Annotated in this window: 31 protein-coding genes and 2 pseudogenes; 25 read left to right on the top strand and 8 right to left on the bottom strand. The window is 37.7% G+C overall.

Translation table 11 applies throughout. The features are described from left to right. Positions 1-115: 115 nt before the first annotated feature. From D7V20_RS15490 to D7V20_RS15480, 3 genes are read right to left on the bottom strand one after another with little or no spacing between them, the layout of a single operon-like run. Positions 116-1,783: an SNF2-related protein gene (locus D7V20_RS15490; RefSeq protein WP_033917385.1), complete on the bottom strand. Its 1,668-nt coding sequence runs from the start codon at positions 1,781-1,783 to the stop codon at positions 116-118. Then, positions 1,783-2,151, bottom strand: coding sequence for a hypothetical protein (locus D7V20_RS15485; RefSeq protein ID WP_005006108.1), 369 nt, complete (start codon positions 2,149-2,151; stop codon positions 1,783-1,785). Before D7V20_RS15485 ends, D7V20_RS15490 begins: the two co-directional genes overlap by 1 nt. Beyond that, positions 2,148-3,332 carry a SprT-like domain-containing protein gene (locus D7V20_RS15480; RefSeq protein ID WP_031946107.1) on the bottom strand — a complete coding sequence of 395 codons (1,185 nt, stop codon included), beginning with the start codon at positions 3,330-3,332 and terminating at the stop codon, positions 2,148-2,150. The genes D7V20_RS15485 and D7V20_RS15480 overlap by 4 nt, the downstream gene beginning before the upstream one ends. 403 nt (positions 3,333-3,735) lie before the next feature. On the opposite strand from D7V20_RS15480, the gene D7V20_RS15475 reads away from it, so the two are divergent. Together D7V20_RS15475 and D7V20_RS15470 are read left to right on the top strand one after the other, a co-directional pair. Further along, entirely contained in the window at positions 3,736-4,380 is a 645-nt protein-coding gene (locus D7V20_RS15475) for a type I-E CRISPR-associated protein Cas6/Cse3/CasE (protein ID WP_207778890.1), read from the top strand. A gap of 76 nt (positions 4,381-4,456) precedes the next feature. Next, complete coding sequence (locus D7V20_RS15470; protein WP_024160740.1) at positions 4,457-5,539, top strand: hypothetical protein; 1,083 nt, start codon at positions 4,457-4,459, stop codon at positions 5,537-5,539. Positions 5,540-5,712: 173 nt separating this feature from the next. Here the strand turns inward: D7V20_RS15470 and D7V20_RS15465 are convergent, their stop codons facing one another. Next, positions 5,713-5,901 (bottom strand): hypothetical protein, encoded by a 189-nt coding sequence (locus D7V20_RS15465; RefSeq protein WP_024160741.1) that lies wholly within the window; start codon positions 5,899-5,901, stop codon positions 5,713-5,715. Positions 5,902-6,061: 160 nt separating this feature from the next. Between D7V20_RS15465 and D7V20_RS15460 the strand changes: the two genes are divergently transcribed. Beyond that, positions 6,062-6,406 carry a hypothetical protein gene (locus D7V20_RS15460; protein ID WP_024160742.1) on the top strand — a complete coding sequence of 115 codons (345 nt, stop codon included), beginning with the start codon at positions 6,062-6,064 and terminating at the stop codon, positions 6,404-6,406. After that, positions 6,406-6,675, top strand: a complete 270-nt coding sequence (locus D7V20_RS15455) for a hypothetical protein (RefSeq protein WP_024160743.1) — start codon at positions 6,406-6,408, stop codon at positions 6,673-6,675. Before D7V20_RS15460 ends, D7V20_RS15455 begins: the two co-directional genes overlap by 1 nt. Before the next feature lie 79 nt (positions 6,676-6,754). Here the strand turns inward: D7V20_RS15455 and D7V20_RS15450 are convergent, their stop codons facing one another. Next, the gene (locus tag D7V20_RS15450) at positions 6,755-7,081 is read right to left on the bottom strand and encodes an H-NS histone family protein (RefSeq protein WP_024160744.1); all 327 of its coding nucleotides are present in this window, start codon (positions 7,079-7,081) and stop codon (positions 6,755-6,757) included. Positions 7,082-7,267: 186 nt separating this feature from the next. Here D7V20_RS15450 and D7V20_RS15445 point away from each other — a divergent pair, with 186 nt between their 5' ends. From D7V20_RS15445 to D7V20_RS15415, 6 genes are all read left to right on the top strand, one after another. Continuing rightward, positions 7,268-8,092 (top strand): hypothetical protein, encoded by an 825-nt coding sequence (locus D7V20_RS15445; RefSeq protein WP_024160745.1) that lies wholly within the window; start codon positions 7,268-7,270, stop codon positions 8,090-8,092. 227 nt (positions 8,093-8,319) lie between these two features. Then, positions 8,320-8,748, top strand: a complete 429-nt coding sequence (locus D7V20_RS15440; RefSeq protein WP_024160914.1) for a hypothetical protein — start codon at positions 8,320-8,322, stop codon at positions 8,746-8,748. Continuing rightward, positions 8,748-9,641: a hypothetical protein gene (locus D7V20_RS15435; protein WP_107009829.1), complete on the top strand. Its 894-nt coding sequence runs from the start codon at positions 8,748-8,750 to the stop codon at positions 9,639-9,641. The genes D7V20_RS15440 and D7V20_RS15435 overlap by 1 nt, the downstream gene beginning before the upstream one ends. A gap of 41 nt (positions 9,642-9,682) precedes the next feature. Then, complete coding sequence (locus D7V20_RS15430) at positions 9,683-10,108, top strand: hypothetical protein (RefSeq protein WP_107009830.1); 426 nt, start codon at positions 9,683-9,685, stop codon at positions 10,106-10,108. Positions 10,109-10,201: 93 nt separating this feature from the next. Further along, the gene (locus tag D7V20_RS15425; RefSeq protein WP_228199072.1) at positions 10,202-10,696 is read left to right on the top strand and encodes a hypothetical protein; all 495 of its coding nucleotides are present in this window, start codon (positions 10,202-10,204) and stop codon (positions 10,694-10,696) included. A gap of 610 nt (positions 10,697-11,306) precedes the next feature. After that, a complete protein-coding gene (locus D7V20_RS15415; protein ID WP_032056393.1) occupies positions 11,307-11,843 on the top strand; it encodes a hypothetical protein in 537 nt (178 codons plus the stop codon). Positions 11,844-11,946: 103 nt separating this feature from the next. Here D7V20_RS15415 and D7V20_RS15410 read toward each other — a convergent pair whose 3' ends face one another. Beyond that, positions 11,947-12,402 (bottom strand): hypothetical protein, encoded by a 456-nt coding sequence (locus tag D7V20_RS15410; protein WP_032056395.1) that lies wholly within the window; start codon positions 12,400-12,402, stop codon positions 11,947-11,949. 197 nt (positions 12,403-12,599) lie between these two features. Between D7V20_RS15410 and D7V20_RS15405 the strand changes: the two genes are divergently transcribed. The 9 genes from D7V20_RS15405 (at position 12,600) to D7V20_RS15365 (ending at position 18,660) form a co-directional block, all read left to right on the top strand. Continuing rightward, a complete protein-coding gene (locus D7V20_RS15405; protein ID WP_005006071.1) occupies positions 12,600-12,812 on the top strand; it encodes a hypothetical protein in 213 nt (70 codons plus the stop codon). 69 nt (positions 12,813-12,881) lie between these two features. Further along, entirely contained in the window at positions 12,882-13,640 is a 759-nt protein-coding gene (locus tag D7V20_RS15400) for a Fic/DOC family protein (protein ID WP_005006069.1), read from the top strand. Positions 13,641-13,784: 144 nt separating this feature from the next. Then, on the top strand, positions 13,785-14,348 hold the full coding sequence (locus tag D7V20_RS15395) for a hypothetical protein (RefSeq protein WP_005006063.1): 564 nt from the start codon (positions 13,785-13,787) through the stop codon (positions 14,346-14,348). A gap of 43 nt (positions 14,349-14,391) precedes the next feature. Next, entirely contained in the window at positions 14,392-14,922 is a 531-nt protein-coding gene (locus tag D7V20_RS15390) for a hypothetical protein (protein WP_005006061.1), read from the top strand. Positions 14,923-15,172: 250 nt separating this feature from the next. Further along, positions 15,173-16,015 (top strand): hypothetical protein, encoded by an 843-nt coding sequence (locus D7V20_RS15385; RefSeq protein ID WP_005006057.1) that lies wholly within the window; start codon positions 15,173-15,175, stop codon positions 16,013-16,015. Between the two features lie 12 nt (positions 16,016-16,027). After that, positions 16,028-16,342, top strand: a complete 315-nt coding sequence (locus D7V20_RS15380; protein ID WP_005006055.1) for a hypothetical protein — start codon at positions 16,028-16,030, stop codon at positions 16,340-16,342. Between the two features lie 72 nt (positions 16,343-16,414). Further along, on the top strand, positions 16,415-16,891 hold the full coding sequence (locus tag D7V20_RS15375; RefSeq protein WP_005006052.1) for a hypothetical protein: 477 nt from the start codon (positions 16,415-16,417) through the stop codon (positions 16,889-16,891). 175 nt (positions 16,892-17,066) lie between these two features. Then, positions 17,067-18,164 (top strand): adenine nucleotide alpha hydrolase family protein, encoded by a 1,098-nt coding sequence (locus D7V20_RS15370; protein ID WP_005028536.1) that lies wholly within the window; start codon positions 17,067-17,069, stop codon positions 18,162-18,164. Positions 18,165-18,321: 157 nt separating this feature from the next. Beyond that, positions 18,322-18,660, top strand: a complete 339-nt coding sequence (locus D7V20_RS15365; protein WP_005006049.1) for a hypothetical protein — start codon at positions 18,322-18,324, stop codon at positions 18,658-18,660. Positions 18,661-18,729: 69 nt separating this feature from the next. On the opposite strand, the pseudogene D7V20_RS20375 reads toward D7V20_RS15365, so the two are convergent. Further along, positions 18,730-18,867, bottom strand: a pseudogene (locus D7V20_RS20375) (excalibur calcium-binding domain-containing protein); the annotation flags it as partial. Positions 18,868-19,050: 183 nt separating this feature from the next. After that, a pseudogene (locus D7V20_RS20370) lies at positions 19,051-19,227 on the bottom strand (cold shock domain-containing protein); the annotation flags it as partial. Positions 19,228-19,378: 151 nt separating this feature from the next. Here D7V20_RS20370 and D7V20_RS15355 point away from each other — a divergent pair. From D7V20_RS15355 to D7V20_RS15330, 6 genes are all read left to right on the top strand, one after another. Further along, positions 19,379-19,813: a DUF6573 family protein gene (locus D7V20_RS15355; RefSeq protein ID WP_005006045.1), complete on the top strand. Its 435-nt coding sequence runs from the start codon at positions 19,379-19,381 to the stop codon at positions 19,811-19,813. Between the two features lie 72 nt (positions 19,814-19,885). Further along, a complete protein-coding gene (locus D7V20_RS15350) occupies positions 19,886-20,374 on the top strand; it encodes a hypothetical protein (protein ID WP_005006043.1) in 489 nt (162 codons plus the stop codon). A gap of 200 nt (positions 20,375-20,574) precedes the next feature. Next, positions 20,575-21,105, top strand: coding sequence for a hypothetical protein (locus D7V20_RS15345; RefSeq protein WP_005028543.1), 531 nt, complete (start codon positions 20,575-20,577; stop codon positions 21,103-21,105). A 220-nt stretch (positions 21,106-21,325) separates the two neighbouring features. After that, a complete protein-coding gene (locus D7V20_RS15340) occupies positions 21,326-21,967 on the top strand; it encodes a hypothetical protein (protein ID WP_033917500.1) in 642 nt (213 codons plus the stop codon). A 12-nt stretch (positions 21,968-21,979) separates the two neighbouring features. Then, positions 21,980-22,813, top strand: a complete 834-nt coding sequence (locus D7V20_RS15335) for a hypothetical protein (protein WP_024160764.1) — start codon at positions 21,980-21,982, stop codon at positions 22,811-22,813. Positions 22,814-22,844: 31 nt separating this feature from the next. Beyond that, positions 22,845-23,453: a hypothetical protein gene (locus D7V20_RS15330; RefSeq protein WP_024160765.1), complete on the top strand. Its 609-nt coding sequence runs from the start codon at positions 22,845-22,847 to the stop codon at positions 23,451-23,453. Positions 23,454-23,477: the final 24 nt, after the last annotated feature.

Genomic DNA, 23,477 nt, shown 5'->3' with positions numbered 1-23,477 from the left:
GTGCGCTTGATCAACATTCGTTGTATAGCCCTTTCCGTTAAAACCAGGCCACCCAATATTTGAGCCGACATTATGTCTAAAACAAGCTAGGTAAAGTTCAGTCATAAAGTTTCTCTTAAGCTACTTTCTTATTCAGTATGTGTTCGGCTAAGCGCTTGATACCGCCACCGTCCGTAATTAAATGTTCAAATAATTCGCCATTCGGGTTTTTAACTCCTTCCAACTGGCCTTTTTTGATGCCTAAGACATCAGAAATAATTGGATCTGAACCCGAATCAGCCAACAAGTAATATGCCGAGATCTGTTTGATTTGACCGTCACGGTCTAAGCGACCAATACATTGATCATGAACACCAGGCGACCAATCCAACTCACCAAACACAAATGTTTTGCATTTTGAGTGGTACTGCAAGCCATCAAGCCCGGCAGATGAACGTAATGAACTAATGAAGACTTTGCTTTCATCATTCAAGAATGCTTGTTTAGAACGTTCCTTAGCTGCAGGTCCTTCCGTACCTGTATACATAACAGGATTGAATTCAGCCAAGCGTTCTAACCAAATGTTGTACACATCTCGATGCCAACCATAAAGCATGACTGATTCACCAGACTCAACAAGCATACGCACGAACTCAGCGACATACGGCGCTTTGGCGATACCTGTTGCTTGGCGCATCATAATATTGAATTCTTCTGTCGCACGAAGCTTTTGCCCTTGGAATTCCTGAGTAGAGCTTAAAATTACTTTTGCCAGTTCCATTGCCTTTCCCTTAATTTGATCCAGTACTTTAGGATCGCTTTCGACATATTGAGGGATGATTTGTACTGGCGGTAACTCTCGATTTACATCTGCTCGAGTACGGCGCAACATTAGACCTTCATCACGTAAAAACATCCCAAACGCTTTAGGATCATTAATACGTTTTTCTTGTGAACACCACTCACGAGCGAATTCAGTAGCGGTACCTAAGCTATCTGGACGCAATATTTCAATGATGTTGTAGAATTCATCACCGTAGTTATAAATCGGTGTAGCTGATAGACCGAGGCGTAATTCAGCTTGGTCACTAATGAGTTTAGCAGCGGAATACTTTTGCGATGTATAGCCAGTCCGTAACTCTTGGATCTCGTCAAACACTACGTACTTAATCTTTCCGGCAAGATATTCAGCCCAACCGTTCAACTTTGAATAACTGGTGATAATGACATCGGGTGCTGCTTCACCTTCTTTGTGCAATGGATAAGGCGATGCTTTCTTTAGGATGTGACATTTTAGGTGCGGAGCAAAGCGTTCAATTTCATTCTTAATTTGCATTGGAAGATGTGTCATTGTCACAAAAAGCGCCGGGAGCGATTCAGGTAGAATCATCGGACATATTCCACTCGCTGTTTTGCCAAGGCCCAAATCATCCCCCAAGAGCAAACCTTTAACATTAAGTAGTAGATCTGCAGCTGCTCTTTGATACTCATATGGAGGCACAGCAAGATCAAATGTTTTGATCGGACGTTTATAGTCCATCACATCCAAAATATCTTCTTTTAGCGACACATAAGCCTTAGATTGCGCTTTCATGTATTTAAGATCATCAACACGCATTGGATAACGTTCAATAAACCAAAGTAGGTCGTGACAATTAGACGGCGTATCGCTTAACTCAATAAATTTTGATGCATGTTGGCTGACTTGTGGGAATACACGCTTAAGTCGTGTTTTAACATGTGGTTCACATTCAATGTGCCAGTTTTTTTCTTGACGAGAAATGGTGCCGTAAGATTTAGACATTAGAAGACCCCCACTAAAATACGATGGCGGTAAATAAATTTATTGTTCAGTTGGATTGGAATGTTATTCACCCAATACGGTGTACCAACCACATAGAGCGCTTTTATGCTGTCATGGCTTAAATAACGATTGATCTGACGCAATAATGCGTTACGTGCACCATCTATTTTTAATTCAACACCCACCTTGCCGACATCTAGCTCAACAGTAAAATCAATGATGTCTTTATTTGATAGACGAACCTCACGTTCATACGGAATCTCATTGGCAATAAACATTTGCTCAATCGCGAGTTGTAAGTCTTTTTCGTTATAAAAACGGTATTTGTGTGAAGAAAACAGAATTCCAAGCTCTTCAATCGTTTTCATTCTGCATCCCCTTGGTCAGCTTTAGCAGCCTTTTTGTTTTTCTTCACCTGGCTTTTATCAATGGATTTTGACGGTACCAGTTCAACTTCACATTCAGTACACGACAATCTAAAAGTAGGACTACACGTTGCACCACGGCCACACTCAGGACACGCAAAAGATGCCCTAGTCTGTTTCTTAGGCTTAGGCTCAGGCTCTTCAAAATTGGCTAAACCAAGCTCTTGATAGAGTGTTTCACCGATCATAGTTTCTTTGAGTACAATAAACTCGTTATCATCGCCGTTTGGTTGTTCACCCTTATAAAGTTTAACAATCTTAGGTTCTGGTATTGGTTGGTCGTCATCATCTAGCGGACCTTCATCAAAAGCCGTTGGATAATAACCGCCAAGGTTTGCAGCGGTATTTGATATGTCGATTAGTCCGATCGCTACATCAAAGGGATTCATTGTAGTGGGAGTCGTTTCCTCTTCTTCATCACTTGTTGGGGTGGCATATCCAGTGAGGGTATCTGGTGCTTTTGACGGTTCGGCAACTGGCTTCTCTTTTTTAGGTGATTTCAAAGCTGAATTGATTTCATTGCCAAGTAAGGCAATATGAAATAGCTTTGGAGAAGCAGTCGGAATGGACTCCAACAACTGCACTTGCTCTTGAATCATTTCAAGACTGGAAATCGTTTTGGGTGCGTACTTGTCATACCATTTGATGATACGCCCTTCATCGACAAGCTCATTGCACACTTGAATAAACAAGCCATCAGGTACAACGATTTCGGTCATCTTCTCGCCTGTCGTGCGACCTTCTTTTGTGCCGTCATCAGTCATAATCAAACCGATCTCAAGCATAAATGTCGCAAACTCAGCATTGTGATATGAGCGTTTAGATGGCTCACCAAAAATGCTTTGTTTCATATGACACATCTCATGTGCATAGCATTTAAAAATGTTAAGCAATGGTTGGGTGCCAAAGTAATCAGGGTTAAGGGCCAGTTCGTGCGTATACGCCGTATCATCTTCTGTCGAAGCAAATCTATTCTCAGACCAATAACCGGTATTTTTGTTGATACGTTGAAGCGTAATCAAACAATCTGGTAATTCATTTTTGAATAGCCTTTCATTGAAACGGTCATACACCAACTGCAGTTCTTCATAAAACTGCAACGTAGTTCTATTCTTTATGTTCATTTTTCAGTCGTCCAAACAGGATCAAACTAGGTGTGGATTGTACAAAACAACGTTTAAAGTTTACGCACAGCTTAAAATACAGTCAATAGTTTAAAATAATCAGCAAAGCATATATTTTTTTAATAAAAAATTACAACACAAAAAATAAGTATCATTAAAGTGTAGGTTTAATAAATTGTGGTTGGTTTTCATAATATGAGTGTTACGCTTTACTTCCACACAAAACTGGTGTTCCTATATCAATTTTGAGGGTTTTAAGTATATTATAAGCCACTTTTGTTAAATGCACATAGAAGTTACTTTTAGCGTTTATAAATGCTGAATAATACCCTTATTGTCAATAAGGCGCTATTTAAAGGCAATGGTTCTTAATAATGCTGTTTATAGAAAACTGGATATCGAAATGAGTCTGAATAACATAAAACTAACAGCCAATTGTTTTGCCCTTACACATCCTGAAAATGAAAAGAACTTGTTCAAGTACATTTTTAGAGAAATGTTTAAACGAAATAAGGTCGAGACATTCTGTTCCGCAAAAGTCATATTTTTTACAGATGGCAAGCACATCTATTTAAGAACGTGCGTATCGGACGTCAAAATCCCAATGGCCAAAGAATACATTGAAATTTCGCACGGTCAGCAAATCACTGGAAAAATCATGGTTCCTCTTAACCGTGAATGTAGCTTTAACCGCCAAGAAATTGAAGAATACATTTCGGTCCACGGCGAAAAACCCAAAGGCAATTCAGGTAAGAAGCGTAAAAATCTAACTGGAGATGAAGCAGCCGAATTCACCAAAAACGCTCTTAGTAGCAAAGGTCTATTGGATGTCACTATAATTGAGCAACAATGTGGACCACAGCTCAGCATTTTGAATATTCCAGTCCAGACCATAGATATTTCATTTAGTGCGACTGTTGGGGATTTAGAGATATTTAAAACAGCATGGCTCAATGGTATTGGTCGTGATAAAACCTACGGCTTTGGAATGATCCGCTTAGATGGTACTTTGTTTACACCGCCTTGTAATAATAGTGCTCACGCCTAATCGAAAGGACTTTTAAAGTCCTTTTTTAAACGAAATTTTTCAGATATTGATCTGATGTAGATCCTGGTTGCTCAACATGAGAAATAAAGATTTAGATCCAAAGATAGGAATACCACTTAAAGTCATCACAGCGCGATTAGAACATGTGAAGTTTAACCTCAATGGCTTAATGAAACGTGTAGAAGCTTATGCGATCGCACGACAAAACAGTAAAGATCCGCACGAATGCCTAATCAGTGGTGATGAATGGACATATGCTGCACTAGATTGTCGAGATCCTATCTGGCGTGAACGAATGAAACGCACCAGTACCATTATGGGTGTTCAAGCCACTGGCCAAGAAATCCCACTCTCATTTATCAATCAGCTACCTTGCAACATTGGTGAAATCATTACCCTTGGCTCATGGAGCCTAACCAAAAATATTTATCGGTTTGAAGATCAAGTCATTCAAATGCTTGTAAAGACCGAATACAACCGCAGTATCCCCGGTTTCCTATTAAACCTACCTGATATTGCGATCTACGTTCAAACCGACAATGCCAATCTCTACGTGCAAAATGAACAAGTGGTCGGTGTTATTTTTGCGAAAAACACGTTGAACGATCGCAAGGTGCTATTTACCACGGTATATACCGATACTGGCTTAGCAAAAACCATTACCATGCACTTCCCTGATGATGATGATTTTGAATCAACTGTTGAGGACTGCATGACCGATTTCATTGATACGTTTTTTGATGAAAAGAACTTGCCTGATGAACAAGAAATTAACACGTTCATGGAACTGCAGAAGAAGCTAATCAATTTGATTCTATGGTTCAGCCAAAAAGAACCAGATCTCAGACCATTAACACCAGAAACAACACAAGCCAGGCCTAAATTAGAGCTGATTAAGCGTGAATTGCGTTTATTTGAGGCCAATAAGTACAAGCCGACTATTGTTGGTACCGAAACAAATAAAAAGATCAATGAAGCGATCCTAAAGCGCGATGAAGATCTAAAGTCTGGCAACTACAAAGGTACCAAAAAACCACATCCACGGATTCCTCACTGGAACTTTTACTGGTTGGGCAAACGTGGTACCAAAGAAAAATGGGTTAACCATTGGATACCATTTCAGATTGTTGGCGGTGTGCCTAAAGATAAAGGGCTCTAAGGAATAAGTTATAGAAATTTAAATTTCTTACCACTGGTAAATATAAGCATATATGTCAAGTAGAAATGCAAAAGTATTGGATTCCAACACTGATTCCGTAAAGCCAGTAAAAGCCACATGAAATAAGAAAGAGCCCTATGTTGGCTCTTATTTTGTTTTTGTAAATCTCAATTTTAACGCAGCGTGATTTTCACTTTACCAACACACTTTTTGTTTAGTGGGCGATTATTACTATCTACCCGTCTCAAATAGCCACATTGACTACAAGCAAAAGTATCATTACCTGAATCATTCGTAAATTTAAGCCAAATGTGACCATTGCCATCGTCTATATCTGTTTTAACGTATTTATCTAGATTCATGCTTAAACCTCTTAATAAGCTCACTCGATAATAACAATAGTTTTGCTTAGATAGTATTTTTCCAAAAGAAATTATTAGCAGATTTTATATATTTTTTAAGAAAAGTTTTTGAGCGCTTTTATTTATTAAAATTAAATTATTAAGCAAGGAGTTATAAAGCATGGCCAAATCAATAGACCAGTTATGGGGTGAATTACAGCAGATTCAATTTGATGAATCTAATTCCCTACCATGCGAATTCCATATCTGGAATAAAGGTGCATATCGCTATCAGATCCTAGATTGGTTTGAAGCAAATTCTGAAAATGGCGTATTAAGCTTGCAAGGCAAAACCTATACAACATTATGGGAAGAGTTTGGCAACACCCCGATAAACAATGATGATGAAATCGAAGAAGACTTTCATCTATGGGGCAAAGGTACAGACCGCTTCATTATCTGGCACTGGTTTGATGATCAATTAGAACACGGTGTAATTAGCTTAATTGAGAAAGGAGTTGCGTAATGGGATTATTTAGTTGCCCTCACTGTAATAGTGATATTGATACTAACGATAAAAAGTCTGGCCATCAGGTGAATGATGTAATTCAAGAAACCTTTTGTTCTGTTGACTGCAGTATTGAATATCTGGTGCATAACTCACAAATGATTGCAGTAGATCAATACGGAAGTTTGCCATTAAGCAATGAAAACCTGAATGAATTCATTGAAGCATTTTCTAATGAGGGTGTTGAAGATGATGTGTTAGAACACATCAAAGCTGAACTTTGTTAAGTAGTCGCGCACGTGCTCTAAACAACACTGACAATTGCATTTAAAAAAAGGGCTTAAATCATTTAAGCCCTTTTAATATTTATACGATAAGAAAACTTTCTAATGTTTTTCCAGATTCAATCTCACGATTTAACCAGGATGGACGTTTACCACGACCGGCCCACACTTCTTTGTGGTTATTCGGGTTGCGATATTTAGGATCTGCTTTAACCACTGGCTTTTTATTTAATTTACGATTTTCGCCGTGCTCATTTAATTCAAGAATAGTTAAGCCTAATTCTTTTGCGATCTCAAACATTTTGAGATAACCGTCATCAAGTTTCTTATTCTCTACTACAACAATTTGGTTTTGTGCCTTTTTAATTAGGTCTTCTAACTGGTCTTTACTTAGGTTTTCAACTTCCATAACTAATCTCGAAAATTTGGATATATCAAATATACACCAGTGCGTTTTGTTTACAACCGCATACGGTAGTTTTAATTGATTAAAATATTCAACTTATTCCATGGCTATTCTAATTTTTAAGCATAAGTTATTCCCACTTTAAATCCATTAATCTAAAAATACATTCAACCTGTTAGGTAAATTAATATGCACAAGTATCTCATGATGAATCTTGCGATTAACGAAACATCAGCACTACCAATTGGTATCCGTATTTGTGATTTTAATATCGGCTTATATGCCTCTAAGAAAATTTCAGAAGTGCCAGCTTTAATGGCATTGGTTAATTACACCCTGTTTAAGTATTCAAGCTATGAGAGTGAAGAACTTGAAGACATTAAAACCTTATTAGAAGAACATGATTTTAAAACTCGCTATGACTCTTGGGAAATCAGCGGTGATTCTTTTTACGTTTTGGGTTTTAAAGAAATTACAAAAGACGAGTTTGAATTATTGCAAAAACTTGACCTGTTGACCGTGGTAGACGAATACAACTACCACCATAAACTTTTGTCGAATCATGGTGAGCATAATTTTGACGAATATTTCAAAAACTTTAACGAGTCTAAAGAGCAAGAAATCTTGAAGCAGTTTAAAGACATTGCATTCAACCTAAAAAGTGATGCCCCTTTAAACTCGACATTTGCTCAAGACGTTATAGAGTTGCTGACTACCTACAAGTTTGGTACAGCTTTAGAACCTATCGACAGCACTCACAGCGATACAAGAAATCGTTCCTACTTTAGCCATACGCTTGAGGGTGACTTCGCATCTGGAGCTATTCAGGTCATTATTTCAAATTACAAAGAAACTGGCGTCAAAAACCCTTATTCAGTGATTGAGCCTTTAAATCTTGAAATTATGCTTGAAGATGAACAATGTTTTGATGATGAATATGCAAGTCTCGTTGTTGAATGCGAGTATGTGTTTAATCTTATTAAGACCGACTTATACACCAACACTTTTGAATAAACCAAGCCTTTAAGAGAGAAATCTCTTAAAGTTGCGCTTAAAAACGTAAACGATGTTTTTTTAATTGATTAAAAAAGGTTTTGAATTTTTAGCGCTGCAATGGCGCTCGTCATTATTAATTCTTTCTGGATGCTTAAATAAGTATTTTTTAAAAAAACTTTATCCGTTCATATTCTTAATATAATGAAACCTAATCAAGCAAATAGCTTAAAACTTGGAGAAAGCTCATGAATTTAAACCGTAATTTTTGCCCGATCGATTTTAACGAAGTTTACGGCAGTACTGACAATTTACCTTTGTTTTTGGTTAAAGCGTCACGCCAGGATTCTAACGATGACGAGCATAGTGAGTATTTCTTCATTCGAGCACCTCATGAGCACCGTTTAGCTTTCTTCCTTGCCCACATGTTCAAATCACATGTGGATAATGCCCTTTTGACCTTGGAAAACTTGGCTGAAGAAAATTATCAAAATATCCCTGAATTGGAAGAGTTGATGTCTTCATATGGTGTGATTGATGGCGTTGGCGTGGATACACTTTTTGATTTCCGCGCTAAGGAACTCACAGTTGATAAAGCGCTGGAGCTAGTCGAATTCATTGAAATTAACCCACTCAATACTGATATTGTGGGCTCACTATTCTTGGAGGCACTTTAATGAATAGTAGCTTTATCTTAATTAATGAAGCTATGTCGCCTATTCGTAAGAATACGGCGCTTTTGGAAACCCTGTTATCTATGATCAGTACTGCAGATCAAGACCACGGCGACCAAAGCCCAAGCTTCCACATTAATATCCATGCTGGTATTGAATTGCCTGATCATGAAATTGCATATACCACTTTAAAAGGTTTTGCAGAGCTGACCGAAGATCATAATCTTTGTATCTATATGAATCCTGAGCTGTCAGAAAATGGCTTTATGTTGCTATCCACTCAAAACGTGGTACCTGATTGCTATGACAATTCTATCTTTGTAGATCTGTCGAATCAGTTATGCAATTTCTTCAATCAAGAAGTACAGCAGTTAAACGATCAAGCGCAAAAGGCGTTAAAGCTGTTGTTACAGCATAAAATCAATGGAACAGCGATTCGCACGTTCAACCCTGAACAATTGCAGATCTTACAGAAAATCGCTGCATTAGATAGCTTCATGCTCGATGACCAGCGCGATTGGTTTTACTTTTCCGAAGTAGCCATTGATAACGCCTATAAAGACATGAAAAAAGGTTTAGAACTGTTGGTTCTCAATGAAGATATTAAGGATGCACTTAAACAGCTACTTGATGCAAACAACATGGAGTTTTGTGATTTACCAATACTCGTGGTTTTGTATCCCCTACTGGTTAAGTCTGAAGAAAATAACGAACTGGTACAGGCTTGCTTAAGTCATCTCATTGGCAACAACTTAATCAATGAGCCGTTTATTGCTGGTGTACAACTTGAAGCTGGTGCATTTAATAGCGAAATGAACACCTATACTTTATTGCCACACATGAAAGCAGTAAAAGAATTGCTGATAGATATTGAAGCAGATCTCACAAAAGTTTAACCGTTTTACCTGAGCTCATTGCTCAAAACCTTGGAGTTGTTATGGATACTATTGTTCGCGTTAAATCAGTTGGTGTTTTAGGTCTATCATCTAAAATCACGACATTTGTAATCGACATCGAGCTTGATGGCGGTAAATTAAAAATTGAAGATCAATTGCTTCATTTTAAGAATACTTTACGTACAAGCTATCGAGAATATGATGAAAGTTTAGCGATCGTAAACAATAACGCTATACTTTCCAATTTAGACAATGCAGTAAAACCAAACGAATTGCATGCTTTAGTTGATGATTATATCGACTCAGTTTGGGTAACAGATGCCAATAAAAACACCACTCAACAGCGCCGTGCGTCACTTGGTTTGCACAATCCAACGATAAAAGACAAAGGTGTTTTGAAAGAAGCCCTTTTAAGTGAAGTGAAGTTAGCCTACAAAAACTATATCAATCAGAACGTAGAAGCCTGATCAGATCGGAAGTATGTTGCGACCAGCATACTTCTTTTTTTTTGAACCTTAGCCTAGAATCATCCAATATCATCGCTTCATACCAAGAAAATCATGCCATATCTCATATATTTAATGTTCCTTGCGTTTGCAAGCGCCGTAATTTTAGTGAAAAAGGCTTATGGTCTTAACATCCAATTATTTGCAATGGGGATTGTCGTCATCATTGGACAATTGGCAATTTTTTGTTTTATCAACGCAGCGATTAACATCAACAATGAAAAACAACATCGCAATGCCGTCAAAACCTTGCACTATGGCGCTTCATTTTCATTAATTGTGGTCACTACACTGGTCTATTTATATAAGTATGTGTTGCACAAACAGGAATATTTGACCATGGCAATTTACTTTTTAGGAACGTGGTTTGCAATCACCCTTTTAGACTCAGTGTTTAAGTTGATCAAAGTTGGTATTTTTAATAGCAAGAAAGACAGTGCTGAAGTTGTGAACTCAACGCGTAAAGTGACGGTAATTACATTAGCGATCTGTATGTTTGGGTATTACTTATTTAGCAAATATGCATTAAACATTAACGTACTAAACTAGACATCTTGTAAGGAAAACCGCACCTAATACACAAGCGCAATAACCAGCAAAAAAGAACATCCTTTTAATTATTACGCTAATCTTTTCCGTCACAGCACTGTTATAAACAAAAAACACAATCATAGACATTAAAACGATCGTGCAGGCGAATAAGGTAAAACCAATTAAATAAGTAAAAGCAAAGTCAAAGTTTAATACCACTGGAAAACCAATAGATACAGCCATTAAAACTATTGTACTTGATGCATTCATATCTTAAAGCCCATCTAGCTACTGGCTTAATCGTAGCGATAAATAAGGTTTAAAACTGAAACTTTATGATTGAGATTGGTCAATGCACATTACCAAAATGTGCTTGGTATATACCAGAAAGCAAAGAACCAGACGCAAAACGCCTGGCTCTTTAAAATTGAAAGGTGAATAAAAAAACACAAAACACTTGAACGCATTTCTTATTCAAGGTCAGTTTAATTAGATTTTTTGCCATTGTCTATGTAATGTAAACGTGGACAGCATTAAAACAATCTATATTTTTTGAAAAAAGTTTTAAAAATGTACAGTGAAATATAATGAATGTATGAGCTCAATGCTCACCATTTGGAGAAATTATATGAACTTTGAAATCTTATCTAAAACAAAAGTTGTCGGTCTACAAGAAAATTCTCTCACCTCTTTTCAAAATTTTATGTTGGAAAATATTGCATGGGATAGCCAAGTCCGTGCTGATTATTACCAGTCAAATAAGAATACTGTACTGCTGGAGCTACCAGTACGTTTACGCCGTGACATTCAAATCGAAAACATCAACGGCGCTTTAGATGCACAAGTTGATTTTGAGCTGATCTACAAGCAAGACCAAGGCAAGTTGGTATCTTCATTGGTCGTTGATACGCAGTACTTGTTATGTATAGATGATCAGGATATTAATCTTTGGTCAATCGACAGCGAACTCAGTTTCTTACAAGAAGCTGACCGCAATCACCTTAAGAAGCTTATGCGTCATTGTGATGATCGTTTCCATGCGTGGATGCGCGAGATTAAGTCTTACTTCAATCGTTTGACAGTACAGCCGTTGCATCTTGATATGCAGATCAAAATACGCAAGATCGTAGGCTATACAGCGGTGCTACCTAAGACCTTTCCATAAGGTTTTAGGTGCCAGTATAAAAACAAATAGACCGCAATTAAGCGGTCTATTTTTTTTGCCTAAAACGGCGTTAACAGATCTATGTAATATTTAGCCCTTAAAACTATTGGCAAGTATCTGAATAACGCTCAGCACTTCCAAAGAATGATTTACCCTGATTGTCCACGATGTCTACATACAGATCTGGTTTAACTGGAGCATTGGCGAATACAGAGCAATAAAACGGATGAATCTTTTCATTCACAAAGCGGTTTAAAGAGTCAGTTTCATCAGAAGAGTATTTATCTGCAGTTTTGCTAGACATCTGAACGTTCATATTAAAGTGTTTTGAATACTTCACTTTTTTAAGTACCGCACCAGTTTCAATCTGGTACGGTGTTTTAGTGTTAAGCAAACGCTCAACTTTAAGTTTGTTTTTAGCAGTAGGAGAAAGCGCAACAGCAGATTTTAAGCTGTTTGTATTCAGGTTATTTAAAGAACCATTAGCTAAAACAGCGCACGACATAGACACTGAGATTATTGCAACTGCAGATAGTTTTAGTGTTTTGAATACGTTCATGTTTAACGCCTTTCCTGTATATACTTAAAATATATACTTAATATACGATATTTGATTTTTTTGGAATTTTAATCTTATTTGATTTTGTTAATCGGTATATACCAATAAGATTGTTTATACGCAATTTAGCAAGAATCGCCCCCTTGTTTGGGGTTACAATTATTGTAATTTACAGATTGTTGATACAGGAAACCGATATGTCTGAAGAAGTAAAATACGAAGACCGTGTACGTGCTGCATACCGTTCTGCTCAAGGCAATGTAGCTCAAGAGTTCTCCCCTCACATTGTTAAAGCATGTGAAGCATCATCAAACGCACGTATGGAGCGCTTAGCAACTGGTCAAACAACATTTGACGAGGAAGAAGCTGCATTGATGAAGAAATGGAATGCACTTAAAAACAAAGCCTAATCATCGCGAATACAACCTAATCTAGCTTACAGCGGATTACCAAACCCAATCACTCATAAGTAGAACAATATGGACGATAAACTTGAGTTTTATTTAGATGCGAAAGACATCTTATCTCAACCTACCAGTTGCCAAGCGCAAGGCGACTATAAAAAGGCACTGGAAAAAGAAATCACGGAACATCGAATAGCGAAAATGGAAATTTCGCCGTTACGTGGCAATTACGATCTCGACCACCTCTCTAAAATCCATGAAAAAATCTTTGAGCATATTTACGATTGGGCTGGAGAAGTGCGTCTGGACGACATTTCTAAACGTGCGATCGACCCGAACGGTAATTATGAAATCGGTCATTTCCTAGATAAAAACCTGATCCCTGATGAACTGAATAAGTTCTCACAGGCGGTTAAAGAAAAAGACCACCTGAAAGGTTTGGACAAAGACCAGTTTGTGCAAGAGTTCACTCAGCTTTATGCCAAGTTAAATGAAGCTCACCCTTTTGAAGAGGGTAACGGTCGCGCTGCTAAACTGATGATGAACCAGCTGGCGAATGATGCTGGTTACACCATGGTATATAGCAAGGTCGCCGTATCAGATTGGAACTATGCGTTTAAACGTTCACTGACAGATCAAGAGCTTTATGTCGGTGAAAACTATGAAAACCTAGAACCGATGGAACAAGACCTCTCTTACCTTTTAAAAGTCATGGACAATATCATTGAACCATACGATCTAGTCCTGAAGCTTGAAAATACTGAAGAACAAGAGCAAGAACAGGAAAATGACCAGGATAAATCAAATGATGATGATTCACCGAGTTACGGATAATTAGATTAATCTGTATACGATAGCTTTTAATTGATTAAAAGATTCTTGAAAAAAGAATCTTTTTTTTGAGAAAAATTTATAATGAAGTGACTCAGATTAAAATAAAACCTTAGGAAAATATTGTCCGAAACTTGGAGATGAATAATGAATAACGCAGCACATCAATTTGCAAATAAAGTGGTCGCTCAATACCAATTTACAAACGGAAGTGATTCAAGTCTGAATCATTTAATTATCGGCAACAGCACCGCAGAAATTATCGACACCTTAATTTATATGCTTTTCTCAAGCCATGCTGAAACCTATGACGATGGCGTTGTTTGGTTTAAATCAGTGGACGCAATTAATGTTGAGAAGTCTTACATTACTTACAACAGTCGTGAAAACTGCATTTTTGCTTATTTTGTGTTTGATAAAAATCCATTAATGCTGAAAACAACCACATTGCATATTGATAATGTTTGTTACTTTGGATGTGAAAGCGACACCACCAATAAAACCATCGAATTTTTAGAAAAATTCAAAGTTCGTGTATCCCTTGCTAAAGAGTGCCACAAGTTCAAATTCAATACTGAGCATCATGAAACCTTGATGCATGAAACCATCAAAACCTTAAAAACTATCTATGAAGAACATAACGACATGGATGCCGAAAAGTTATCTCAACACCATGACACAACTCATTTAGTTAACACATTTCTTGCTTAACCGTACACCATACAATAAACAAAACCCGAAAAAGGATATAACAATGCTATTAGGCGCTTTAAAACAATCTCTAAGCTCAGTCATCGACATGAACCGCTACACCGCCCTTTGCTCACATGTGGAGGGTGAAAACTTGCCGTTATGCGCTCAATTTCGTGTACTTAAATATATCTTTGGTGTGCATGGTCTAAGCGCACTTAAAAATTACAAAGAAGTTGAACACATTGACGAAGCCTTTTTGAAAAAACACTTCCTACGCATGATGAACTATGACTTTGAAGCAGTCATATACCTTGCTATGGTCGGCATGCGCGAACTTATCTTAGAAGCTGATGCTTTTGACCATGACGGCGAACAAAACACCCAAAATGAGCTTAAACAAGCATTCCAATACGTTTCAGAAAATGACGTTCGTAATTTTGCTTATGTCACTCACATGGGCTATTCAGAAAAGTATTTCAACTGGAATATCATTCGCCACCAGTCTAAAGATGAAGCGGATAATCCCCTCACCTTTTGGTTATTTAAGAATGCAATGTATTCACTATTTTTCAACTTAGCCAATCGGGAATAATGCCCCAACTCATTAAGAGTATTTAAGTCCGAACTTAAGTACTCTTTTTTTTGCATTAGAAAAATAGACCGGTATATACGCTGTCTAAGCATGGCTTAAAACGTATACGATGATTTTAATTGATTAAAATATTTTAAATATCCTTTACGTGTTTTAGGTCGGTTAATTAATTCCAATAAAGTTATTCATTAGTATTTTTTAAATAAAATGACTCTATCGAAAGCAATTGCTTAAAACTTGGAGTCCTCTAATGCATCAACTAGATAAGCTAAATCATTTAAAAAATATTATTAAGCAAGTACCACATGAACGTTTTGATCTGGACAAATGGCGCACGGATTCAAAAACCGAAAATGTGACTTTTGCTCAGCTTTTACTTAGTGATGCTGATTGTTGCGTCATGGGTTGGGCGACAGCTGATGCTACTTTTAGAAGACTTAACTTCATGTTGTTTGACGGCGTTCCCCTTTATGCGCCATTCCGTGCGAATACTGGTGAGCCATTCACTTATGAAGAACTCAAAACAAATGTTGTTTATCGCGGTTCTGAAGCAGTACGTGAGTTTTTTGGACTCAATTATGAAGATGTCGATCATATTATTTTTGAGAGCAACTACGCTTTTGAAGACCCAATCAAAGACGAGATTATTGATCATATCAACCATGTTATTGATCGTGTAAACATCCGTCCACAAGACCTTGACCATTTGTTATCTAGCTCAATTGTTGCACTGGATAAAGAAGTCCGTGAGTTCACTTTAAATGATGATGAAGTCCGTGAAATATCTGTTGTGGTTGATTGCTTCAATAAGTTTTTCCCCGATGGTGCTTATCTTGAGTTTATTGCTACGGTCAACGTACCAGGTGATTGTGATCCACTGGAATACATCGCCAGCAATTACAACATTAAAGAGCCATTAGCTTTCGTTCCTAAGCCGAATGAAGCATTAGAAGAATATCTGGAAACATACCCGATCGAATATCTCATGCATAACTGGCAAGAGGATTTCATTTCGCCGTATGACGAAATCATTAATCAACGTTTAACGCATATCGCATTGCAAAATTTAAATAACGCAAAAGTAGTTCAATAAGGAAACCTACCCATGAAAATTGAAAATCCGCAATTCGTCAGTGCCATCAACGAACTTGGCTTTTACTTGCCACAGCAAGTACAACAGATACCGAACACCACAGAAGCCGGTTTTCGTGTGTATGTGATCGATACAGCAAAACATACCAACATCGAGGCACTAATTAGTGCTATTGAGAATGTCAGTATCACTTCACAGCCCTTTTATTTTCAAGATGATTACGACATGGGCGTGTTTTTTGAGGGATTTAGTTTCTTCTTGCCTATGCTCATTACACAAGACAGTGATGCACCTTTACCACTGTTCTTAATTCAACTGGATTTGTAAGTCCAACAGCGGTACGTGCGCCAGTATGTACCGCTACCCCTTTTGGCACACCGCCTAAAACTTGGAGCAGATATGAACAAAGCAACGACCGTTGAGCGTTTAGAAAAGCTGATTGAGCTAGTGATCGAGGTCATTCCTGATGAAAGCTTTGATTTCGACATTTGGCGTGATTATGACGCAAGCCATACAGAACAACACACCGATTTCTTTTCAGGTTTCACCACTGAAGAATTGTTAGATAAAAATATTGTAGGATGCCTGATTGGTTGGGCTACGTCTGTCGAGTATTTCCAAAATCTAGGTTTCAATTTTCATGGTTCTGTTGGGCCAATCTTCATGTATGAAAAAATACTCAGCAATGAAGAGCTAAAAGATGCGCCTGTTGTCACTGTACCAGTCGTTTACCAGTGGAAAGCAGTACGTGAGTTTTTTGGCATCACTCAGGAAGATGCTTTGGTGATGTTTAGCTATGACAATTACGACCAGGCCAAAATTGATAAGGACACAATGATTCGATTTATTGAACGCATCATCCAAAAATATAAGTAACCACCGAAACGGCGCAATGCCGTTTTGCTAGGCGTTATAACCGCTTACGATGGATTTTATTTGATTAAAATATCTCGATATTTTTAAATTTTGAGAAAAGTTTTCCCCTGGTACACCCCTCTATACTTAATCCATAGCAAGCAAGGCACAAAGCCTTAAATCTGGAGTAAGTCGAATGAATACAGCGCATAAGTACGATGATCAAGTCATCATCCCCACAATAGCCGGGCAACTGGAGTTGCTGTCTGGTACCGATCTAAACAAAGAACTGGCTGAGCATGTTTTTCATGAAGCACCAGACATCGATCTAAGTATCTATGACATTTTTATTGTCTGCTTAAGTGGCGGTAAGGATTCGATTGCAGCGTATTTACGCTTACTGGATGCTGGAGTAGATAAAAGCAAAATTGAGCTTTGGCACCACAAAATTGATGAAGAAAACCAGCCGTTCATGGATTGGGTGTTCATGGAAAACTATACCAAAGCATTCGCTCAGGCATTCGACACACCATTGTACTTCAGTTGGCTCGAGGGCGGTTTCCTTGGCGAAATGCTCAAAGAAAACAGCTACTCAAAACCCCACTTCGTAGAAACACCAGAGGGCTTAATTAAGCTTGAACGCGATAACAACCGCAGTAAACCAGGCACACGCTTGAAGTTCCCACAACAAGCAGCCAGCCTCATGACGCGCTGGTGTTCTTCAGCGTTAAAGATCGATGTCGGACGCAGAGCATTGAACAACCAAGAACGTTTTGACGGCAAGAACATTTGTTTTATCACTGGTGAACGCCGTGAAGAGTCACCAAACCGCAGTAAGTACAACCAGCTAGAACCGCACCCATGCGACCGTAGAAGCGGTAAGAAAGCAAGACGCGTTGACTGGTGGAAGAACGTGCTTCACTTCACTGAAGAGCAAGTATGGGCGTTACTGGAGAAGTACAAGGTTACGCCACCAGTGCCATATCGCTTAGGTTGGGGCCGTAGCTCATGCATGACCTGTATCTTCAACAGTCCTAAAATCTGGTCAACCATCAGCACCTACTACCCTGAACGCGCTCAGCTGATCGCTGGTTATGAACAAAAGTTTGACTGTACGATCAGTCGCTCAAAGATCGATGTCGTCAGTCTGAGCAATCGCATTGAGCCATTCGACATTCAGGATATGGAAGCACTGGTACAGTCCAAAATTGAAAGTTATTACCTACCAGTGTTCACGGATAACTGGACGGTTCCACCAGGCGCATTCAACAAGGAGGGTTGTGGATCGCTGTAAATTAGGGTGCCATTTGGCACCTTTTTAGGATGAAAACCGCAAGCGATGTTTTTTAATTGATTAAAAATGGTTTGGAATAATTTTGTTTTTGAATAAGTTTTTGACACCACCTGTCAGCATAAAATGATTTTAAACCAATCAATATGAGATGATGTTTATGACAACTTTAAACGAAACAATGCAAAAGTTCTGTAAAGCTAAGGCAATGATGACCTATTTAATGTCTGATGATCCTATCATTGATGAATCTGTCAGCCGTTACGAAAATTGGGCATTGGCTTATGACCTTTTGGTGAGTATTGGACATCTGGATCTAGAACAAGTTGAGCAGATCTGGAATGAAAAAACCCATACCAATTTTACGCTTTGGGGTGTAGTTGGTGAATGCTCAATAGAAGAAATTGTATCGTATGTGACAGAAGAATATGACGCTCAAGCTGTCACACTGGCGCAGATTAATGAATTACAAGACGGTAAAACACTGGCAGAAATCTAAAATCAACCTAAGGAATGAGTTATTAATTAAGTATTAATAGCTCATTTTTTATTGTCTGAAACTATACAACTACCACCTTGAATCATTTTCACAGGCATCGCCATCGCCGTCACCATCCATCATGGTATCTGGGCAGTTTTTCACAAACCAATCAGCTTCTTCTTTAGATCGCATTTGAGAGCAATGCTTACGACCATCGCATTTATAGGCTACTGGCTTTTGATATATAGCATTTGTAGTTTGATTATCTTTATATAGATATTTCTTTAATTGAATGCTACCTAGATATGCCACCCCAATAGCTATGCTAATAAAAATTATCCATAGATATATTGGCAATGGTTTTTGCTTGTCTTGCGTTTGTTCATGGTCGGAATAGTAAACATGGATTGCCCTATTTTTATTTTCTTTTTTAACTACCTCGAAATAAACCTCTCGACCTGGTATTGGCTGTTCACCTTTCTGAAAATCCTTAATATGGAAAAATACATCACCAAAATTACTCGTGGATATAAAACCAAAACCACGCTCAATATTATAATTTTTAATTGTTCCTGTTAGTACCACCTAAAACCTCAAATATATATTAAAAGCTATATTAATTATAATTATTAAACCTGAATAAATACTATCTTTTTTTAAAAAAAAGTTTTAAGGTTTATGGATTTATTATAATTAAAACATCAAAAGCAATTGCTTAAAACTTGGAGTAGCTATTATGAATAATTTTTTCGCTGGTGCTGAAGTCATCACTGTTTTTTCTTTACAAGACGCTTTAGAAGAGGGCGTGATTCTTTGCCTTAGCGATAAAGAAGAACATGCCAAAGATTGCAAACAGTTCTATAAGTTCCCTGTTTATATTACAAGCAACTTGTATAACAAGCACCTGACAGCTGCAAAAGCAATTTTTCCGAATGGTACGGAAGCTGATGCTGAAAAAATCAATGATTTAATGGGATATACCATCTTTGATATGTTGAACATGAGCGTTCGTGGTTCAGTTGCACTTAATGACCAAAGCGTTAAGTTTAAATATGCTCTACAAGATACACCGCATACCTTTTCTGACACCTTAATCACCAATATTGCTACGGTTGGGCCTGGCGTGAATGGTGAGCCTATCATTACTTTTATGATGCCTGAAGACCAATAAACACAACACCTAGCATTGACCAACCAATGCTAGGTTTTTTGAGATCCGAACGTTCATTGAGAGGTATTAAAAATGCAAATGGCTACTATGAAAATTGACAACCTTGACCTATTCGGCTTTGCAAATATGCAAGCAATAGAACAACAAAGAGAAAAAAACGAATTAAAACGTATAGAAACGATGAAGCTTGTCCGTTGTGACTGGTTTATCGCCGTGACATCTACTGGAGAGCTGTTTAAGTACAGTGAAAAAGTACCAGCTAAATATAAGGCGTTTAAAGGCATTAAATTATTCAAGTGCTGGAATGAAGCTACCGCGGATCTCGTGTTAAATGCCGTAAAAGGCGCAATCAAGGGTGATCATTACGAAATACCAGACGTTAAAAAAAGCAAAAAGTTTGCTGTTAATAGCTGGGTAAGAAACATTGATCTAAAGTTTCTACATTTGCCAGTCGGTCAACTCACCAACCTGTACAGGGAACATCAAGAGCGTTTAAGACTGAAGCGTGAAAAAGCCAGACTTAAAGAAAATGAAAACACGTATGACGTAGAACCGCACTAATCACACCCACCAGGAATAAGCACCCATAGCTTATTCCTTTCATAAGATGATGGCCGTAAACGGTGTTTTTAATTGATTAAAAATAACTTGAAATCATGAGCCTATCAGCCGAAATACTTTTACTGAAAAGTTATACAGGCCACATGCACCGATATAATGAATACATCAAAGCTCATTGCTTAAAACTTGGAGATACGACAATGCAACTACAAAAATTTAATACTGGTACTGCTAATGTGCGCCACTTGCTACAAAGCTTCACCCAAGCGTATGACGGTTTACCAAGTTGCGTCATCAATGTGATTGGCTTAGCAACCAAAGCAGATCCGCAGTTTATTTTTAACATTGAACTGGATGTCGTTTTATTTCACCAACATAAGTCACAAGCCTACTGCATTGAAGTCAATGCACCGTTACAGGTTCAAGCCATCGCAGACGCTCACGAATCATTTAGATTCAGTCCTGATGATTCTCATGCATTGATTGAGGGCGAAGTCATGGATGTGGCGATAAATTTACAACACCAAGCCATTAATGACATGATTCAATATGATTTGCTGTCAGATGCAGAACTGGAAAAGTTCAATACATGGAATAAAGGTTTCGCCAGTGCATTACTGACTGAATGTTTTGAAGATGTCGCAGATTTTAATGCGCTGCATAGCTCACATTTTATGGCGAACACTGTTTATTTAAGACTGATTGAGTACTTTAAAAACAACCTGTCATAAGAAACCATTAAACAAATAGAGGGAGATCCAATAAAGGTCTACCCTCTTTTTTTATGCCATTAGATTTAATGACGTATACGATGTTTTTTAATTGATTAAAAAAATATTGAAATTTTTCATTGCCAGTTCCATAAGTAATTTGAGAAAAGTTTTTAAGGGATATTTCACAGATATAATTAATTCATACCTAAGCAATTGCTTAAAACTTGGAGTTGAAGATATGAAAAGCGTACTTGATTTTTTTACAAACCGTTCTAAAACATTAAACATTATTGTGAATCCTGAATTAAATACAGGTCATTCCCTTGCTGATTTTTCGTATAACGAAGAATTGCATCAAGACCTTAATGTATTAACGGTTATTCCGCGTGATCATTACGGAAACTTTCTATCTTTAACCCTTGATGATTGGGGCGTGATTACTTCAAAAGTTCAATTCCCTGAACATCTTGATTTTAATCAATTACTCAGCATTTTTTGGGAAACACAACCCATTTTAGTTGTTACTGACATCGCACGTTCAGAAGTGCATGACAGCGACTTTTTTCAACAAAGCTTGGTCAAGCAAGTCAATCTTGCATATAGCCGAGATATTGCCAGTGAATATGCACCAGAAGATGTTCACTACATCTCTCAATCTTTTGATTTAGATAAGCTGATGCGTTGCGGTGTATATCTGCAAGGTCATTGCTATTCAGCTCATGATTTCGTCATTAACAACCATAACCTATTTGAAAAAGACAGCTTGATTGTGCCTGTTTTTAACATCCACTCGACACAAAAAGAACTGCAACAATTTTTAGTATTTGATCTGCAAGGTAAGTTTTTGGATTGCGTTGTTGGCACTGAAGTTTTGTACTAAGGAATATTGATCATGTCTAAAAAATACTTATTGATTGAATTGAGCTACGAAGCACCAAACAACACCAGTGCTGATGCTGTTTTGCACAATGTCTATATTGATATTAATCACCCTGAAAATCTGGCGATGTTTAGCGAGTCTTGCAAGAATCGCCATGAAATTAATGAAAACCTACCCATTTGCCAGTTAATCACTTCATGGGTTCGATTACTAGGGATCTTCACCATTCTGGACAATACGGATCAGGACAAAGAAACCCCTGTTCTCATTCAACTTGCTGATGGCGGTACTTTATCTATCGATGGTTGGGAAATTCTCGACCAAGAAACCAAAGATAGACGCTTGGCGTTAATGGACATTGAGCCAGATGAAGAACAAGACGTAGACGACCCTATTTTGTTCGCTCATGAGCATTCAGACTCAATCACACTCACCAAAGTCGAAAAGCCAGTAGCAGAAAGTGTATATGTCGCTACGCGTAACTCTTACAGCAACAACTTTGATTTAGTTCTTGAATGTATCTTGAATCCTGAAAAATATTACAGCCTATATCAAGGCTCATATGATGGCACTCATGTTCAAGTGATCCTGAATGACTTGGCACTACTACCATCATGTAAGACACATAAATCAGAAATTGGCGACTATGTAACATGCAATGTACTGGAGCTGTTCAAAGGCTCAATAGATGCGTATGGCGCAGAAAGTGAATTTATTGATTCATTCGTGCAACTCGACATTACACCGTACTTAGATAGCACACTGAAAATGGACTACACCGAATTGCAGTTTAGCTACCAGAGCAACGATCTCATTGCATTTTTTGGGAATGATCCATGTTCTTAACATGGATCTCTATAGAATAGGAGAAAATACAATGTCTGATCATATCTATAATTACATCATCGGCAGAATCGACAAAAGCCGTAAAATTATGGTTCTGGTGAACTACGAATCAAGATCCAATCTGGTGACTCAAGCACAGTTAATGAAAGTCCAATTCCCGAACCTCAATACCTTGAGAATGTTCCTGAATGACTTTGAGCCAACGGAAAAACATGTTATCCATTACTCGAAATACAGTAAAGAAATGCCATCAGGTGCAGATGGATATTTCCTATTTTCAGAACATGACCAACAATGGAATATTTTTGATCCAAAAGTTATAAATCGGTTTGTTCACATACACCAAGAAGCACCAGAGTTCGATAACTACCAAGATTATATCTGTTCTTGTGAAGTCAAAAACTCACCTACACTTAAAGCAAAACATAAAAAACAAGCATTTGTGCAGAAGATGATCTTCACTTCATTGGGTTTTGAGCGTTATTGCCATCATTGCAATGGCTATGAACCACTGGATCGCTTTTATTATCATTCTGATACCAAAACCTATGAAGCAGTTTGCAAGCCTTGTTATGTTCCTCATTACAAGCCTTACAAAATGAAAAAACGTATGACCAGTACGGTTGAAGAATATATTTAATCATTAACTAGAACTCAAAAAGAT

The organism is Acinetobacter rongchengensis (assembly GCF_003611475.1).
In the GTDB taxonomy this organism is placed as follows: Bacteria; Pseudomonadota; Gammaproteobacteria; order Pseudomonadales; family Moraxellaceae; genus Acinetobacter; species Acinetobacter rongchengensis.
This window is presented reverse-complemented; position numbering and strand designations above follow the sequence as displayed.

Bases quoted from the DNA above. Each gene is read 5' to 3' on its own strand.
- D7V20_RS15490 (WP_033917385.1), bottom strand. From the start codon at position 1,783: ATGTCTAAATCTTACGGCACCATTTCTCGTCAAGAAAAAAACTGGCAC.
- D7V20_RS15485 (WP_005006108.1), bottom strand. From the start codon at position 2,151: ATGAAAACGATTGAAGAGCTTGGAATTCTGTTTTCTTCACACAAATAC.
- D7V20_RS15480 (WP_031946107.1), bottom strand. From the start codon at position 3,332: ATGAACATAAAGAATAGAACTACGTTGCAGTTTTATGAAGAACTGCAG.
- D7V20_RS15475 (WP_207778890.1), top strand. From the start codon at position 3,736: ATGAGTCTGAATAACATAAAACTAACAGCCAATTGTTTTGCCCTTACA.
- D7V20_RS15470 (WP_024160740.1), top strand. From the start codon at position 4,457: ATGAGAAATAAAGATTTAGATCCAAAGATAGGAATACCACTTAAAGTC.
- D7V20_RS15465 (WP_024160741.1), bottom strand. From the start codon at position 5,901: ATGAATCTAGATAAATACGTTAAAACAGATATAGACGATGGCAATGGT.
- D7V20_RS15460 (WP_024160742.1), top strand. From the start codon at position 6,062: ATGGCCAAATCAATAGACCAGTTATGGGGTGAATTACAGCAGATTCAA.
- D7V20_RS15455 (WP_024160743.1), top strand. From the start codon at position 6,406: ATGGGATTATTTAGTTGCCCTCACTGTAATAGTGATATTGATACTAAC.
- D7V20_RS15450 (WP_024160744.1), bottom strand. From the start codon at position 7,081: ATGGAAGTTGAAAACCTAAGTAAAGACCAGTTAGAAGACCTAATTAAA.
- D7V20_RS15445 (WP_024160745.1), top strand. From the start codon at position 7,268: ATGCACAAGTATCTCATGATGAATCTTGCGATTAACGAAACATCAGCA.
- D7V20_RS15440 (WP_024160914.1), top strand. From the start codon at position 8,320: ATGAATTTAAACCGTAATTTTTGCCCGATCGATTTTAACGAAGTTTAC.
- D7V20_RS15435 (WP_107009829.1), top strand. From the start codon at position 8,748: ATGAATAGTAGCTTTATCTTAATTAATGAAGCTATGTCGCCTATTCGT.
- D7V20_RS15430 (WP_107009830.1), top strand. From the start codon at position 9,683: ATGGATACTATTGTTCGCGTTAAATCAGTTGGTGTTTTAGGTCTATCA.
- D7V20_RS15425 (WP_228199072.1), top strand. From the start codon at position 10,202: ATGCCATATCTCATATATTTAATGTTCCTTGCGTTTGCAAGCGCCGTA.
- D7V20_RS15415 (WP_032056393.1), top strand. From the start codon at position 11,307: ATGAACTTTGAAATCTTATCTAAAACAAAAGTTGTCGGTCTACAAGAA.
- D7V20_RS15410 (WP_032056395.1), bottom strand. From the start codon at position 12,402: ATGAACGTATTCAAAACACTAAAACTATCTGCAGTTGCAATAATCTCA.
- D7V20_RS15405 (WP_005006071.1), top strand. From the start codon at position 12,600: ATGTCTGAAGAAGTAAAATACGAAGACCGTGTACGTGCTGCATACCGT.
- D7V20_RS15400 (WP_005006069.1), top strand. From the start codon at position 12,882: ATGGACGATAAACTTGAGTTTTATTTAGATGCGAAAGACATCTTATCT.
- D7V20_RS15395 (WP_005006063.1), top strand. From the start codon at position 13,785: ATGAATAACGCAGCACATCAATTTGCAAATAAAGTGGTCGCTCAATAC.
- D7V20_RS15390 (WP_005006061.1), top strand. From the start codon at position 14,392: ATGCTATTAGGCGCTTTAAAACAATCTCTAAGCTCAGTCATCGACATG.
- D7V20_RS15385 (WP_005006057.1), top strand. From the start codon at position 15,173: ATGCATCAACTAGATAAGCTAAATCATTTAAAAAATATTATTAAGCAA.
- D7V20_RS15380 (WP_005006055.1), top strand. From the start codon at position 16,028: ATGAAAATTGAAAATCCGCAATTCGTCAGTGCCATCAACGAACTTGGC.
- D7V20_RS15375 (WP_005006052.1), top strand. From the start codon at position 16,415: ATGAACAAAGCAACGACCGTTGAGCGTTTAGAAAAGCTGATTGAGCTA.
- D7V20_RS15370 (WP_005028536.1), top strand. From the start codon at position 17,067: ATGAATACAGCGCATAAGTACGATGATCAAGTCATCATCCCCACAATA.
- D7V20_RS15365 (WP_005006049.1), top strand. From the start codon at position 18,322: ATGACAACTTTAAACGAAACAATGCAAAAGTTCTGTAAAGCTAAGGCA.
- D7V20_RS15355 (WP_005006045.1), top strand. From the start codon at position 19,379: ATGAATAATTTTTTCGCTGGTGCTGAAGTCATCACTGTTTTTTCTTTA.
- D7V20_RS15350 (WP_005006043.1), top strand. From the start codon at position 19,886: ATGCAAATGGCTACTATGAAAATTGACAACCTTGACCTATTCGGCTTT.
- D7V20_RS15345 (WP_005028543.1), top strand. From the start codon at position 20,575: ATGCAACTACAAAAATTTAATACTGGTACTGCTAATGTGCGCCACTTG.
- D7V20_RS15340 (WP_033917500.1), top strand. From the start codon at position 21,326: ATGAAAAGCGTACTTGATTTTTTTACAAACCGTTCTAAAACATTAAAC.
- D7V20_RS15335 (WP_024160764.1), top strand. From the start codon at position 21,980: ATGTCTAAAAAATACTTATTGATTGAATTGAGCTACGAAGCACCAAAC.
- D7V20_RS15330 (WP_024160765.1), top strand. From the start codon at position 22,845: ATGTCTGATCATATCTATAATTACATCATCGGCAGAATCGACAAAAGC.